Annotated in this window: 7 protein-coding genes; 5 read left to right on the top strand and 2 right to left on the bottom strand. The window is 34.9% G+C overall.

Features of this window, described 5'->3' with window-relative positions:
* Window positions 1-358: 358 nt before the first annotated feature.
* The 5 genes from FVE77_RS12125 (at window position 359) to FVE77_RS12145 (ending at window position 15,434) form a co-directional block, all read left to right on the top strand.
* Window positions 359-1,831, top strand: coding sequence for an autotransporter outer membrane beta-barrel domain-containing protein (locus FVE77_RS12125; protein ID WP_026745101.1), 1,473 nt, complete (start codon window positions 359-361; stop codon window positions 1,829-1,831).
* Between the two features lie 160 nt (window positions 1,832-1,991).
* The gene (locus FVE77_RS12130; RefSeq protein WP_026745100.1) at window positions 1,992-3,800 is read left to right on the top strand and encodes a ShlB/FhaC/HecB family hemolysin secretion/activation protein; all 1,809 of its coding nucleotides are present in this window, start codon (window positions 1,992-1,994) and stop codon (window positions 3,798-3,800) included.
* 73 nt (window positions 3,801-3,873) lie between these two features.
* Window positions 3,874-13,422 (top strand): two-partner secretion domain-containing protein, encoded by a 9,549-nt coding sequence (locus FVE77_RS12135; RefSeq protein ID WP_232052993.1) that lies wholly within the window; start codon window positions 3,874-3,876, stop codon window positions 13,420-13,422.
* A 13-nt stretch (window positions 13,423-13,435) separates the two neighbouring features.
* Complete coding sequence (locus tag FVE77_RS12140) at window positions 13,436-14,113, top strand: hypothetical protein (protein ID WP_146967971.1); 678 nt, start codon at window positions 13,436-13,438, stop codon at window positions 14,111-14,113.
* Window positions 14,114-14,513: 400 nt separating this feature from the next.
* Window positions 14,514-15,434 (top strand): replication initiation protein, encoded by a 921-nt coding sequence (locus FVE77_RS12145; protein WP_036087326.1) that lies wholly within the window; start codon window positions 14,514-14,516, stop codon window positions 15,432-15,434.
* 133 nt (window positions 15,435-15,567) lie between these two features.
* Here the strand turns inward: FVE77_RS12145 and FVE77_RS12150 are convergent, their stop codons facing one another.
* Both FVE77_RS12150 and relB read right to left on the bottom strand, forming a co-directional pair.
* Complete coding sequence (locus FVE77_RS12150; RefSeq protein ID WP_021745737.1) at window positions 15,568-15,840, bottom strand: type II toxin-antitoxin system RelE family toxin; 273 nt, start codon at window positions 15,838-15,840, stop codon at window positions 15,568-15,570.
* Window positions 15,825-16,040, bottom strand: coding sequence for a type II toxin-antitoxin system RelB family antitoxin (relB, locus tag FVE77_RS12155; RefSeq protein ID WP_006806162.1), 216 nt, complete (start codon window positions 16,038-16,040; stop codon window positions 15,825-15,827). Before relB ends, FVE77_RS12150 begins: the two co-directional genes overlap by 16 nt.
* Window positions 16,041-17,048 lie beyond the last annotated feature (1,008 nt).

A 17,048-nucleotide genomic window follows, 5' to 3' on the forward strand; every position in this document is an offset into this window, starting at 1 on the left:
TTATTGTTTCTTACATATGAGAAATAATAGTCAATATGAAAAAGAAAAGAACCTTTTTGTTAATGATAAAATTATATTTTTTTAAAAAAAGTTTTATATTCAAATTTGAATTTTTATTTAAATTATGCTAAAATTACTCAGTTTAAATTTAGGGAAATTGACTTTAATTCAAAAAAATATTAATTCATAGACTTTTTCCTCTTAGAAATCACATATTTTTTCTTTATATCAATAAAATTAAGAAGATTATCAATATTTAACAGAATAAATAAAAGAAAATTTTTAATAAATAATCAAAAAATCTCAAAATATAAAGAAAAATATTTTTTAGAAAACTTTGAATAAGAAAGGATAAAATATGAAAAAGAGATTATTACTAGGAATTGTTTTATTAGGTATAAATTCATTTTCTAAAATGACAATAACATCGTACAATAACGGATCATCAGTATCAAATGGATCATTAACTGAAGCAGGTCATAATTTTTCAGGCATTGTTCAGTTTTTAGGAAATCAAGGCGGAACATATGTAATAAAATTAGACAGTGGAACTAAAATAGAAACAGGAACAAGATTTGATTTAGATCCAAATACAACTATTACAATAGAAGGAGCGAATGGTACAATAGGAACAATAGTAAATGGAAGCAGTGCCTATCCAGTAGGAGCACCAGTTTCTACAAAACATTATTACTTTTGGCAAGATTTAGATGAAAATTCTGCTACTTTACCAGAATCTGGAGTATTAAATGGTAATTTATACACTCCATCTGTTATATCTAGATCAAATAACGCCAGCACTGCTATTACTCACGTAACGACAAACGTTTTACCGCCAAATACAGCCTCAACAACTACACCAGGTATTTCAACACCGACTCCAAGCACACCTTCAACAGGAACAACTCCAATAACAGGAAATGTAGCACCTTCAAATAAAAGAAAAAAAGTTTTAGTAATTCCAAGATCACGTGTTGATTTAGATTTAGTAGAAAATGCTAAAATGACTATGATAAAAAATGTTGAGAAAAAAATAGAAAAAGGAGAATGGGATTTAAATATTGAATATGTAGGTGGAGTAGGAACTAAATATACCGATAAAACACATGATACTTTACAATATAATGGAAAGAGTAATGGAGTTATTCTTTCTTTGAATAAAAATTATGATAAACTAACATTAGGAGGCTTATTTGGATATCAAAATTCAAAAGTAAAATATAAAGATTTTTATAACGGAATAAAAGAAAAAATTGATTCATACCAATTTTTATTGAATGCAAAATATGATTTTAATGAGAAATTTGATTTAATAGGAACTCTAGTATATTCTACAAATAAACATAAATTTGATGGAAGTAATATTATTTCGTATAATTGGATAAATGATGCAGAATATACTTCAAATATATTCGACATTGAAACAAGATTAGGATATAAATATCTATTTACAAATGGATATATAAAACCATATTTAGGTATCGGAGTATTAAATCTTAAAGAAGGAGCAATTAATAAAATAGGAGCTAAAAAAACCTCTGAAACAGCGTTAAATAGTGTATTAGGTATTTATGGTGTAGCAGAGTTAAACAAAATAGATTTGTATGGAAATGTAGAATATAGACAAAAATATGGGAAGAATTCGTATCATAATAAACGAGATGTCGACTTAACAACAAAAATTGATGCTTTAAACTATAAAAAAACAACAGTCAATGCCAATATTGGATTAAGATATAAAATTACAGATATGTTTGATATAAATACTTCATATGGATTAAATAATCTAAAAAATAATATAATAAAAATAGGTATTGGAATTCAATACTAAAAAAATATTGTAAACTTGCTAAATTAATAATAAACTGTCTTATAAATATAAGATGGTTTTTTTTATGTTTAAAATAAAAAAATTACTTTTACATCAAACTTGACTTTTTTTTTAATTTATGTTAGCATATTTTAATCTTTTATTAAAAAGGAGGTAAATTTTGGGATATAAGAAAATAATAATTTTTGGTACATTTTTGCTTACAAATCTTGCCTTTTCAGCTCCAGTCAATGAGGCTAACAGAATCATTGATATTCAGCAGAGACAGCTTGAACAGGAGAGAGTCAGGCAGCGGCAGGAGAAAATGCAGAAGGAATTTGAAAATACAAAATTTGATAATTCTCAGATACAAATTAATAATGAAATTGAGAATGATAACAACAATTCTAATAAATTTTTAATTGAAATAATTAATTTAAAAGATGATAACAAGCTTCTATCCAAAAAGGAAAAAAGTAAAATTATCAAAAAGTATCTTTACTCTGAATTAAGCTCAAATGATATAAGAAATCTTCTTACAGATATTACTAACAAGTTAATTTCAAAAGGATATACTACTTCTAGTGTAGCATTGGATGAAAATAATGATTTAACTACTGGCATTTTAAATTTAGATATTATTGCTGGTAAAATTGAAGATATTAAGATCAATTCTAATAATAAACTTGACAGATATAAACAATTTTTCATGTTTCCAGTAAATAAAGAGAAAATTTTTAATATCAGGGACATTGACACAGCGACTGATAACTTCAACTCAATTAATGCTAATAGCATGACTATGGAAGTTCTTCCAGGCACAAAGGAAAATCATTCAAGAATACAGGTAAAGAATACTCTAAAAAATAAATATACTGTCGGAATCCTAGCTAACAACTATGGGGACAGCAGGCAGAACGGAATATGGAGAAGAGGAGTGCATCTGAATATTGACAGCCCTCTTGGAATTGGGGACAACTTCTATTTCACATATATGACTGTTCCCAAGAAAAATCCCAATAGAGACTGGAAAAAGCCGGTGGAGCAGCTTGAGCCGGGAGAAATCTTGCCAATCGGGCCAGCTGGATATAATCCTGCAAATGGGGATACATTGCCGTACAAAAGACGGCTTGACATGTTTAATTTCGGATATACAATGAAATTTAGGACATATACTTTGAAACTTAATTCAAGTAAAAGTATTCAGGAAAGCAGCTTCTATTCAGCAAATACAGTATATGATATGTATTCAGGCAGCCATACGTTGTCTGCCGATCTGGAAAAAATACTGTTCAGGAATCAGAAAAGCAAGGTTACTCTTGATTTAGGGATTAAAAGAAAGCATAACCAGAGCTATCTTGAAAAGTCGGCACTGTCTGACAGGAAGCTTGCTATAGGTACTTTAAGCCTTAATGCTACAACTTCACTTTTCGGAGGGATTTTCGGAAGCTCTTTCGGATATGAGAGAGGGCTTAAAATATTTCATGCCGAAAGGGACAGCGGAAAGATAGATACTACGCCAAAGGCGCAGTTCCATAAATACAGCATGAACCTTAGCTACTACAAGCCCATAACGAACAAGCTTGTATACAGGGCAAATATTAGCGGGAGCTACTCAAACGACGTCCTGTACGGAAGTGAAAGACAGACAATAGGCGGTGTCGGAAGTGTAGGGGGCTACCATACAAGGGAGTCCATTCAGGGAGACAAGGCTATAGAAGTCAGCAATGAGATTGCATACAGTATTCCAGTTAAGAAATTTGCGGTTGTTTCCCCATATGTTAATTATGGATACGGGGCTGCAAAGTATAACAGGGACAAATCTAAATACAGGACTGGATATGTAACTGGAATGACAGCTGGAATCAGGCTTGATACAAAAATCTTTGACTTTGACTTTGGATATGCAAGGCCAATGTCGCATTCAGACTATTTAAGCCCTAAGAAGCAGGAAATGTATTTTAGCGGATCCTTGAAAGTAAGTTTTTAGATAATAACTCAAAATAAAAATTATAGGAAATTTCAAATTTTAATCAGTAAAAATATCGAAAGGAGATGAATGGATGAAAGAAAAAAGTAAGATATTACGTAAATTAACTGCGGCGCTGCTGCTAAACGTGTTCAGCTTCAACATTCTTGCCGACGGACTTCAGGTTGATCCTAATTCAAGGTACAACACAAGCCTTGACAGGGCTCAGAATGGCGTGCCTGTCGTTAATATTTCCACTCCGAATGGCCGTGGTGTAAGTATTAACGAGTTTTTAGAGTACAACGTGGGACGTGAGGGGCAGGTTCTTAACAATGCCGACAACATCGGTAGAAGCCATCTCGCAGGAATCATCAATGCAAATCCAAATCTTGGGCCGAATCAGGCCGCAAATCTTGTCCTGCTTCAGGTAAATGGAGCAAACAGATCGCAAATTGAGGGATATATCGAGGCTCTCAGCAGACAGAAAGTGAATGTAGTTTTAAGCAACGAAAATGGAATATATTTAAACGGCGCAGGGACAATCAACATAAAAAACTTTATCCCTACAACTGGAAAAGTTAAGCTGAAGGACGGGGATGTAATCGGAATTGACGTCGAAAAGGGAAGGGTCATTATCGGGGCTAATGGCTTTGATGCGACTAATACAGACTATGTAAACGTCATTGCAAAGGCAATGGAGCTGCAGGGCAATCTTGTCGGAAGCAAGGTTGACGTAACTTTGGGGGAAAATACTGTTGACTCTAGCGGAACAGTAACTTCCAAAAATGGAATAAATTCAGTTGCAATTGACGCAAGCAATCTTGGATCGATGTATGCGGGGCAGATAAAGATAGTCAGCACGGACAAGGGGGCAGGAGTAAACTCCAATGGACTTATCTACTCAAGGGATACAAAATTAGAAATTACGGCTGACGGGAAAATCAATGTCGCAAAGATTAAAGGGAACGGCATTGAAATAAACGGGACTGAGTATGCCCAAAGTGAGCTTGCAAGCTCTGACAAGGGGATTAATATTAATGCGGCTAAAATAAAGCTGGATGGGGAGACTCAGGCAAATGAGGACATTAACCTTAATGGGAATGTTGAGAACAAGTCCAACATATACACAGGTGGAAACCTGAATACGCTTGACATGATAAATTCAGGAAATATCAACGCTTCAGGGAACATAACGGCAAAGGATTTTAAAAACTCTCTTGCGGCAGTTCTTTCAGGAGGAAGCTTTAATGTAAGGAACTTGGACAATTCTGGAAATATACAGGTTTCAGGAATTACAGACATTAACGGAAAATTTGATAACACAGGAGCATTGACTTCCGTTAGACGTATTTCAGTCTCAGGAAATATAGGCAGTACAGGAAATATTTTGACAAATGAGGATTTAACGGCTAAAAATACGGTAACATCAGGAGCAATTGCGGCTAAAAATTTAAGAGTGGATAACCTTACTAATGATGGGAAAATAAGCGCAAATGGCGAATTGATTGCAAAAGATGTGAAAAATACGGGGGATATTTTAGCATCAGGCAGAATTTCAGGAAGCAGCCTTGTCACTTCAGGAAAGGTTCAGACAAATGAGACTCTTGACATTGACGGTCTTCTTGACAACAGCGGGACAGTCGGGGCTTCAAAGGACATAACAGTTGCCGATAATGTATTAAATTCAGGGGAGATCCTTACTAACGGGGACTTTGCTTCAAAGAATATGGACACTTCAGGAACTGTAGTTTCAAATAATTTAAGAACTGGGAACCTTAAGAATGATGGTAAAATTGTAGCCAATAAGGACCTGACAGCTAAAAAGGTTGAAAGTGCAGGAGATATTACTGTTGTCGGTAAAATAATGGCTGACAGCCTGAAGTCATCAGGGTCATTGAGAACGAACGAGGCGCTTGATATTAACGGGGACTTTGGAAATGACGGGACAATCGAGACTCCGAAGGATGTGACGGTTGCGGGGGACATCAGCAATACTGGTAAAATAATTGCAGGCGGTAATTTAAGCGGTAGGAATGCTGTTTCAGCTGGAGTCATTGCTTCAAGGAACATAAATGTTGATGACTTAAAGAACGATGGGAAAGTTACAGCAGGAGAAAATATCACAGCTAAAAAAGTAACTAATACTGGAGACATTGCTGCGGCCGGAACAGTTTCAAGTGACGATATGTCAACTTCAGGAACTGTAAAGGCAAACAAGACAGTTACAGTTGCAGGAAAGCTTGAGAATGACGGGACAGTGGAAACTGCTGAAGATGTGAAGGTGTCTGGAAATATCAGAAATACTGGAAGAATTGCCCTAAATGGAGATTTGACAGGAAAGGACACAGTTACTTCAGGAACAATTGCGTCAAGGAATGTAAAAGTTGATAATTTAAGCAATGACGGTGTAATTGTGGCAAATGAAAATCTGAATGCCAAGAATGTCAGCAACACAGGAGACATTGTGGCAGTCGGGACAGTTTCATCCGATGACCTGGTAACGTCAGGGAATGTAAGGTCCAATGGAAAAATCACAGTTTCAGGAAAGCTGGAGAACAGCGGGGCTGTTGAAACCGCTAAGAACATATCAGTTGCCGGGAATATAAGAAATGACGGCAAGATAGCCGCAAATGAGGACTTGACAGGGAAGAATGCTGAAAACAATGGGAACATCTATGTCAAGAATCTGGAAGTCAATAACCTGAAGAATACTGGAAAAGTTGAAGGCGTGGACCTTAAGACGGATGACATTACAAACAGCGGAGACATTACGGCAATTGGCAAGATTTCAGGCGGAAACATTGACAATTCAGGAAAACTGCTTGCCAATGATACAATTGATGCCAAGAATATAAAAAATGCCACTACTTCCAGCAAAATTGCGGCTGGAAAAGGTATTACAGGAGAGAGAATTGAAAACTCTGGAACATTTGCCACAAATGGGAATATTAAGGCGGCAAGCTCGCTTGTGAACAGCGGAACGGTTGATGGAAAAGGAATTGATGTTGCAGGTTCTGAGTTTACAAACTCAGGAAAGATAAATGGGGAAAACATCAAGGCCAATGTATCCAGTACTAAAAATGACGGCTTCATCTATTCAGGAAATGATGTTGACCTGGCTACGAATACGTTGACCAACACCAAGGAAATTATGGCAGTCAGCAACATAAATGCTGCAAATGCAATTGTTAGTAATAGCGGAAAGATTGCCTCAAATAACAGGGTTCTGCTTGACGGTTCAGCAATTGCAAATACCGGGGAAATCCTGTCAGGCGAAATATTTATGAGAAATGCCCGAAAATTTGATAATGCTGGGACGATAAGGGGGAACAATGTTGAGCTTGGCGTTAACCAGGACATTAACCTTGCAGGGAATCTTCACGGGCAGCAGAGGCTTGTAATTTCAGGGAACAATATTACAAACAATGGCAACACTACTGGAACAGGACTAATTGAGATCAACTCGAATGACTTTACGAATAACAAGGAGCTTGCGTCTGATACGGTTATTGTAAATGGACGCGGGGAAATCGTTAATAACAATATGATTACCGGAAATAACGGAAAGATTTCAGGAAGAAATATTACGAATAATGATTTAATCGCATTTGAGAACTATCTTGAGATGAACGCTCAAGGCAAGGTTCAGAACAACAAGGAAAAAGCCATCTATGGCGGGAAGGCTCTTGTTATCAAGGCAAATGAGATAATGAATGACGAGGCTGAAATACTTGGCGGAAACATGGATCTTAATGCCGCAAAGATTACGAACAATGTGGCTACAATCCAGTCGACAGGGGATATTGTGATTACTTCCAGTGATTTTCAGAATATTGGAAGAGTTAAAGGCTTAGGGAACTATGAAAAATATTTTGAAACTTGGGACGGGCTTAAAATTACCGAGCAGGAAATTAGGAATGAATGGGCAATTCATGACGGATATGACTGGGGACATGGAAAATACAAGGATGCAATAGATGACCAGAAAGTGGAGTTTGAGAAGTTTGTTACAAAAAACAGGAACTCAAGGTTCAAGTCGTATCTGCTTACCAAGCATGAGGACTTTTTCAGAAGCATATTAGGGAAAGACCTCGGATATGGCGATGAATTTAAGACCGGAACGGCACAGTTTCCGGCTGAGGAGCTGAGGGAAAGGCTGAAAAGCAATGCGGACACTGAGTACGGGAAAGTTCTTGCAGGCGGGAATATTACAGTAAATTCAGGCAATTTTAAGAACAAGGACAGCATAGTTTCAGGTGGAGGCCTAGTCAATGTTAATGCAACAAATTTTGAAAATTCTGTAACCATTGACGCATCAAATCCAATAAGATTAAGAAAAGGCTATGAATATTTGGAACTGAATGTTGAGGAAAGAGGGCATGGCTACGACATGACGGCCTTTCACGACAGGCAGATTGACACAAGGAACTTCCTGACGGGATATGCCGCAGGACAGCCTGCCGTTATTGAAGGCGCCGCTGTAAGAATAAATGCTCCAAATATCATAAGAAGCCCGTTCGAGGACGCAAACGGAGAGGAACTGGAAAATGGCGGGGCGACTGGCAGGGAGCTGATCTCTTCAAATTCAATAGGAATTAAGAAGGGGACAGGCTCAGTTAATGGAGCGGTGCAGGTCGCTGGAAACGCTTCGCTATCAAAATTAACCGGAAGCTTTAGCGGAAATTCGCAGGTCAATGGAAGTCCGAACCTGAACAGCCAGGTAAGCGGAACTTTTGACAACGTTGTCGAGATTGAAGGGAACAACGCAGGGATAAAGGACATCAAGAGCACAGGAGTAATCAGTGTCAATCCGATACTCGCAAGTGCAATGTTCAAGGCAAATATGAACCCAAGTTCAAAATATGTCATGGAGACCCGTTCAAGCTACATAAACCTGAGCGACTACTACGGAAGCGACTACTTCCTTGAAAGGGTCGGATACTCGGAAGTGTGGGACAGGGCAAGACGTCTTGGGGATGCCTACTACGAGAACCAGCTCCTTACAAGGTCAATTGCCGAAAAGCTGGGAACAGCCTTCATAAATGGCAAGTCCAACAAGAAGCTGATACAGGCAATGATGGACAACGCCTCAGCTGAAGGCAAGAGGCTTGGGCTTAAGGCAGGGCAGGAACTGACTCAGGAACAGATAAACAGCCTGAACGAGGACATCATATGGTATGTGACAAAAAATGTAAACGGCATTGAAGTTCTTGCTCCGCAAGTCTATTTAAGCAAGAATACACGTTCATCAATTAGCGATGACACTAGAAACAGGGTTGGCGGAATAGACGGAACTTACGTCAAGACCAACGACTTTGTAAACAGCGGGACAAAATGGGGTAACGGCGGAGTTACCTATGTTGAGGCGAATACTGTAAGAAATGAAACAACAACAAATCTTCTTTCAGAAATTTCAGGAGACCAGACCTACATAAATGCAGTTGGAAATATTGAAAACATCGGCGGAAGAATAAAGGGGAATGAAGTTGTGGCACTAATTTCTGAAAACGGAAAAGTAGTAAATGACACAACAAAAAGGCGAATAGGCTACGATAACGGAAGATATGACAGCAGCTGGCACGATGAAGCCGCTTCGCTTGGAGAAATATCTTCAAATGGAACAACTTACATAAAGGCTAACGAATACACTACAACTGGTGGAGTTCTGTCAACAAAAAATATGATCTGGGATGTCAACAGCCTGAACGCAAATGCCCTGAAATTAAGCGGTGAAGACAGAAACGGAGTAAACAGTGATAATTATGGAAGATACAGCCAGACAACACATCTAGGAGCTGGAATAGTTGCAGATACGACAACAGGAAGAATTGGAGATATGAACTTAGTAGGCTCAACTTTTGCAGGCGGAGATACTAATGGACTTACAATCAGCGGAAATGTAAATGTTGAATCAGTAGTAAACAGCTATGAAAATGAATCAAAGAGAACAAATAAAGGGTTTTTATCTTCAGACAGCCGTTATGTAAATGCTCACGAGGAAGAAAATGTGGCAGGAAACTTGCAGCTGAACGGAGCAAGAATTGAAGGAAACCTGACAGGAACTGGAAGCAACATCGTTCTTGGAGAAAACACTTTTGTAGGTGGAAAAGTTACAACGGACTCAAGAGAATTACACAATAGCTACTACGAAAAGAATAAGAATAAAGGCTTTAACAGCGGAATAAGCCATGGAAGAGCCTCAGTCGGGTATGGGAAATCGCAGAACACGTACGATGAAAAGAGTACAGTAAATGCAAAATCCAGCCTGCAAGTTGGAGATGGCTCAGTCTTGAACAGGGGAGCAGAAATTACAGCCACAAACTTTGAATATGGAAATATCCAGATCAATAACGGCGATGTAAAATACGATGCAAGAATTGACACAAGGGACGTGCATACTTCAAGCAAGAGCAGCGGATTTACAATATCGGCAGGAATAAACAGCCCGATTAAGGACAGGATTAAGCAGGCTGAGCAAGCTGTAAAGCAGATTAAAAATGGCGACACGATTGGTGGCGCAATGGAAACAATAAATGTAGCAACTGGTACAGTTAAAGACATGTCAGGGAACATCACAAGACATAACGGATCAAGAGCCACAATGAAGGACATCGAAAACGGGGATTTCAAAGTAAACAATGACTTCTATGTGAGCGGAAATATTAATGCAGGATTTAAGAAGTCGAAATCAAGCACAGATTCGCACACAGAAAGTGCCGCTGTTACAACAATGAGACCTCTGAACGAAAATTCAAGCATCACGTACAACAACGTAAACAACATAACTTATCAGGGAACACAGGCTCAAGGTGGAACATTCATTTACAATAACGTGGCAAATATTCAAAAAGAGGCGGTTGAACTGAGAAACAGGTACAGTTCTGAAAGTTCAGGCTTTGGATTTGGAGTAAGTGCTGGAGTAGGCTCAAATGGACAAATAAAGCCAAACAGCATTAGTGGAAATATTTCCATAAACGGAGGCAATCAGAATACAGCTGAAACTGTCTATGCAAACGGAAACTTTAAAAACGTAAATGAAGTCCACAACAACACAGGCTCAATGACATTATCTGGATTTAATCAGGAAGGCGGAAAAGTAACAGGCAATATCGGTAAACTGGTTGTAGAGAGCAGACAGAATACAAGTACAACAACAGGAAGCTCAAGTGGAATAGGGCTAGGAATAAGTGCAAACGGAGTGCCAAGTTCCGTAAATGTAAATGGAAGCAGAACAAACGGATCAAGAGCATTTGTAGACAATCAAAGTTCATTCATTGTTGGAGAGGGAAGCAATCTTCACGTTGGAACGCTTGAAAATACTGGTGCAGTAATTGGAAAACAGAGCGATAACAGCACAACATTCAAGATTGACAGCTATGTCGGAAAAGATATTCAAAATTACGACACAATGACAACTACTGGTGGATCAATGGGAGTTTCACTTGGAGGAAAACCAAGAATAACAAGTGTCGGCTTTAATCAGGACAACAGGGACAAGGAAGGAATTACAAGAAACACAGTAGTTGGAAATGTGGAGATACAGAATGCTTCAGGAGATGAGATAAACAGGGACTTAGGAAAAGCAAATGAAATAACGAAGGATACTCACAGAAGCACGAATATCAATGTGGAGCCGCAAGTTATAGAATATATTTCAAATCCAACAAAGTTCAAGGAAGATCTGGAAGTAGCAATACTTGAAGGAAAAGCTACAGGAGAAACTATATTAAAGTCCATAGAAAATGCTGTAAATGGAAGAAAGAGCAGCGACATTGGAGATCCTGAAAGAAGAACAATCAATGAAATCAAGGAAAGCGTAATAAGGGTTAAGACAGCTCCTGAAATGAATCTAATAGCAACTGGAGATTTAAATTCAGAGAAAATATTAAAAGAGCTTGATATATCAGCAGTAGAAAAATATGATCCTGATAATCCGAATTTGCCACCAAAAGTAAGAGCTAGAGTAGATAAACTAGCTCAAAAGGGTGAAGTACCTGGTATTTTCTATGACAAAATTACTAATAAAATTTTCGTAGATGAAAATATAACGGATGAAGCAGTAATACGGGCAGGAATAGCAAGAGAATGGAAAATATCTGAAGACTTGAAAACTGGAAAAGGGAAAGAAAATGATGAGGGGCAGCTAAAAGCAACGGTAGCAGGAGAACTGGCCTACGATGACATGATGAAGAGGGCTAGGGAAGGCAAGACTGGGAGTATAAGTACGAGTGAACTTGATGAAGCTGTTATGGATGTTAATAGTGAGGTTACGGCTGATTTCAATAATAAGCATGTTGATAAATTTTTTAAGGGTCTTGGAGATGCTGGTAAGAAATTTAAAAAATTAGATATTATAGGTGGCTTTAAACAATTAGGTAAAGTTGCGAATGATACGACTAGGGTTTTAAATAATGATATTAAAACCATATCAAAAGGTGGACCTGCTGCCCAAAAAACAATGAAGGAGTCAATAGGTGCTATCAAATATGCTGTTGGCAAAATAGTTCCAAAAGCAAAAAAAACTACTGCGGTAAAAAAACCAAAATCTAACAAGCCTAAAAAAACTCAGACAACTAAAAAACCGACAAACTCTAAAACTTCTAATAATAAAAAAGTTGATGGCATAAAAGGCAAAATAGTAAAAGGAGTCGAAAATATTGGTTATTTTTCAGAAGGAGCAATGCTTGGATTGGTAGAGGAGGTATCCTTTGGAAATATCGTTTTTAGAGATAAAAATGGAGAGAAAATAGAGCCCAATAATGCATATTATCGTAATGGACGTTCGGTAGCACGTACTTTATCGGAATTAAATGGTGCAACAGGTTATTTTGCAATGGGAGCATGGTTTGCAATAGCGGAGGATGCGTCCCTTGGAGTAGCAGTTTTTAGAGACAAAGATGGTAAAAAAATAGAACCTAACAATGTATATTATCACAGCGGGCAATTAGTAGGACATTCTTTGTCAACTATAGGTGGGGGAGCAGGAGCAGGAGGAGCAGGAGCAGTTGAAGTTGCAGGGATAGCCCTTGCTCCGGAAACGGGGGGAACAACCACGTTAGCAATAATTCCTGCGGAAGCAGTAAGGACATATTCAGCAGGTGTTGCAACTAAAGGTGCTTTTGGAATTACTGAAAGTTTTATTAAACTTTCAAATCCTAAGAATTCATCTAATTCAGGCAGTAGCACGAACAATAAAAATTCAAATAATGGAAATACTAGCAGAAGCAGACCTACTTATAAACAATCAGAAAATGATTTGACTAAATCATTAAAAGAAACTTATAAAAATAATCCGGATGTTGAAATATTACCACAAGAAAGTTACTTGAAAAATGATCCAGTAAAATATGGTACTAAAGGTTCAGTTAGACCAGATAATATGAAATTAAAAAACAATATTCCTGTTGAGAGTTTTGAAATGAAAAATTATAAACTGCAGAACTATGACAATATGGCTAATACAATAGTTAAACAAGTGGAACAAAGAAGAAAGAATCTTCCGCTGACTGTTACAAAACAAAATATTGTGATTGATGCAAGAGGTCAAGGAATTACTTATTCTCAAGAACAAAAAATAATCCAAAAAATAATTGAAAAATCTAATGGAACAATAAAAAAATCAGATATAACAATATGGAAATAGAAAGGAAGAAGAAATGGAAGAATTATCAACAAAAGAATATAATGAACTTTATAAGAAATACTTTAAAGAAATTTTTAATAAACCAATGAAAGATTTTGGATATAGAAAGAAAGGAATAGGACGATTTTGCAAATTAAATAAAATAGGATTATTTGAATATATAGGTTTTTTTAGATATTATCATGAATTAAGAATAGAGTATGCAATAATACCAATATATAGTTACATAATGAAAGATTCTATAGGAAATGGTGCAAAAACGGAATTTGTAGATTTGGACGGAGAAGAAAAGATGGAAAAAGGGATGAAAAGTATTTTAGAAGAAATAAAAAACAAAATAATCCCTTGGTTTAAAAAATATGAAGATTTAGATGCTTTTTTTGAAGAAATAGTAGGAAATGATAAATTATATATAGGAGCAGAAATTTATAGATATTTATTTAGAGCGGCTACTTTTGCAAAGTTTAAAAAATATTCAAAAATACAGGAAAATATTGATAAAGTAAGAGAAGAATATAATAAATATTCAAAGAGATATGACTTTTATAACGATATATTAAAAGAAGCAGTTACATTAGAAGAAAAATTAAAAGAAGGAGAAGAAAGCGTAGAAAAATATATTGAAGAAATGGAATATAAATCACTACTGGACTGGAAAATGGAAAAATTATTAAAAAATAAAGTTAAATAAAAAATAAAACTAAATTTTTAAATAATCGTTGTTGTAAAAGACAGCGGTTATTTTTTTAGAATATAAAATTCTTTTTTATTTATTATAATTTAGTTTTTTAAAACAACTTTTTACCCAATAAATTTTAGAAAAATATTTATTTAATTTTCTAAATTAGTTCCTTTTTATTATACCATTTTTATATATTATCTTTTTATATACCTTTTTAGGTACTCGCAAACACTTATAGTTACTGACTTTGAAGATATTAAAAAACTAGGTTTTCAGTAAATAAAGACAAGTAAATCAGTAGATTTAAAACTAGAAAATCAGTAAATAAAAACTAGGTTTTCAGTAGAGTATAAACAAGGACTTGTTATTATTTTTGGTTAATGATATAATAAGAAAAAAGGAGGTTTTTATGAATGAAGTTGTAAAATATAATAATAATTTTAATAACATAAGTCTTCGTAATTTTAATGCCAATGAACTTGATATTTTAATGGCAATTTGCAGCAGAACGAAAGAAAAAGGCGAAGAGGAGATAACTTTTCATTTTGATAAGCTGAAAAAACTCATTAACTATTCTGACAATACATCAGCAACTTTTGTAAAGGATCTTGAAAGCACTTATGATAAGTTGATTAGTATTAAGCTGAAAGTTGGAGATGAAAGACGCTTTATAAAGTTTGTGCTGTTTACTCGATATTCAGTTGATGTAGACGAAAAGACGGTTGAGATAGCAGTTAATAAAGAATTTGCCTGGGTTCTAAATGAATTGAATGTTACTTTTACAGCATTTGAATTAAAAGAGTTTATCAGTTTAAAATCAAGTTATGCAAAAGAATTTTATCGAAGAATGAAACAGTTTAAGTCTACTGGAAAATGGAACATATCACTCGAAGACTTTAAAAGAATAATGGATGTTCCTGTAAACTATAGAATGTGTGATATTGATGTTTGGGTTTTAAAGCCAATACAAAAAGAACTTAAAGAAAAGTACGGATTAAAAATTCAGAAAACGTATAACACAAAAGGAAGAGGACGTCCTGCCGTGTCAGGCTTCATTTTTACATTTCTGAAAGAAGAACCACAGTCCAGAGAAATTAAGGAAGAGAAAAAAGAAATACGGACACCTGCCGACTTTTTCATTCACAGAAAAGTCAGAATGATGGACGGAGTAACTGGAATGTTTAACACCTTGACAATAAAGTCAATAAATGAACAGAAGAATGGAATGGTTGTTGTTAAAATTCAGAATATTGATGATTTTTACGAACAGGATTTTGCTTTTAACAGTATGGAACATTTTGAAAATTGGTTTAGGAAATATGTGATATAAAAAATTCAAAAATGATAAATACTTGCATTTATTTAGATTACAATTTTTTATTACTTTGGTACTTTTTGATACGAAAAGTTAATAACAAAAAAGGCTATTTCATAAAATTAACTTTATAAAACAGCCTCAGTATTTAACTATTATAAATATTTTTTCTATGTCCTACTTCTAACGCTAATACTACTAAATTTTCATCTTGGATATTTACAATAACTCTGTAATCTCCTATTCTGTATCTCCATTGTCCTTTTCTATTTGCTTTCAACATTTTTCCTTTACTGCGTGGATCTTCTGCAATATTTTCTAAATAAATTTTTATTCTTTTTTTTACAAATTCATCTAGTTTGCTAAAGTCTTTTACGAAATGTGGAGTTGGGATTATTTTATATTTTACAGTTCTTCCCATTTTAAAACTTCTCCTCCATTTTTCAAATAGCTTTCATATTCTGATAATCTTAAATCTGCTATTTTGGCATCGTATTCATCTTCTAGTGAGTCAAACACTTTTGATTTTATTAACTCTGACAATGTAACTCCTTCAAATTGCGCCATACTTTGCAAAAATTTTTTTTCCATATCAGATACTTTTAAACTTATAGAAGCCATAACACTCACTCCTTAATATTTTATTTTTTTTGGTAATACCATTATACTACTTTTTAAATTTTTGTCAATAATTTTTACTTCAAATTCATCTGTCATCATAAAAAATATAAAATTATTTTACAGTTAAAAATCTAATTTACAATATAGAACAAGCCTATATTAGCCCCATAACAAAAAAATTTTGCATTAGACAAGGATTTGTACCAAAAAACGATTTAACGAACGCTACGGGCTTAATATGACGCAATATGAACTTTGATTTTTATCATCATCAATTTTATTTTATAATTTCAAGAAATCTTATCCTGATTTTTCTAATATATTTTTTTAATCAAAAAAAGAGCTTGTGCAAACATTTTGGAAGAAAACTCCCAATAATCTGTACATAAGCTCAAATATTTTATTTTTTATTCAATTAAATTTTCTTTTGATATTTTAAAATGAGTTGAAGTAAAATTCCTTAAACTGCCCATCCACTTCCAAAAACTGGGCTCTCATTTTCTACGCTAATCAAATATTACTCCATTTTTTTCAAAAAATCAAGCCTTTTTTATAAAAATTTTTCCCAATAAACTTTCCGAAAATTCAAATTTTGGAAAGCACGCTTACAAGTTTCTCAAAAATTAAAAAATTTTAGAAACTTATCGTGATTTTTTCAGCACATAAAATTTTGAAAAAGTGGCTTTCGTTTGCACTCAAAAACTCATTTCATTCGTGAAAATAAAGTTACAATTCTTAAATTTAAAGATCATATTTTGCATAAATTTCTACAAATTTTGTGCAAAAAAATTCTCATAAAAACAATTTTTAAAGATGAATTTTTATGAATTATCTGCACCTTTATTATAATATTTATCTACTATAAAATGTTATATTTTAAAACTGTTATTTATATATATTTGTTTGAATGGCTTTCCAAAAAATGGTATAATCTGAGCAATCCTTGATGAAAGGAGGTTATACACTTATGGATAAGTTATGGATAAAAATCTTAATCATAATTGCTTT

Origin of the sequence: Leptotrichia hofstadii (genome assembly GCF_007990525.1) — a bacterium.
Lineage (GTDB): Bacteria > Fusobacteriota > Fusobacteriia > Fusobacteriales > Leptotrichiaceae > Leptotrichia > Leptotrichia hofstadii.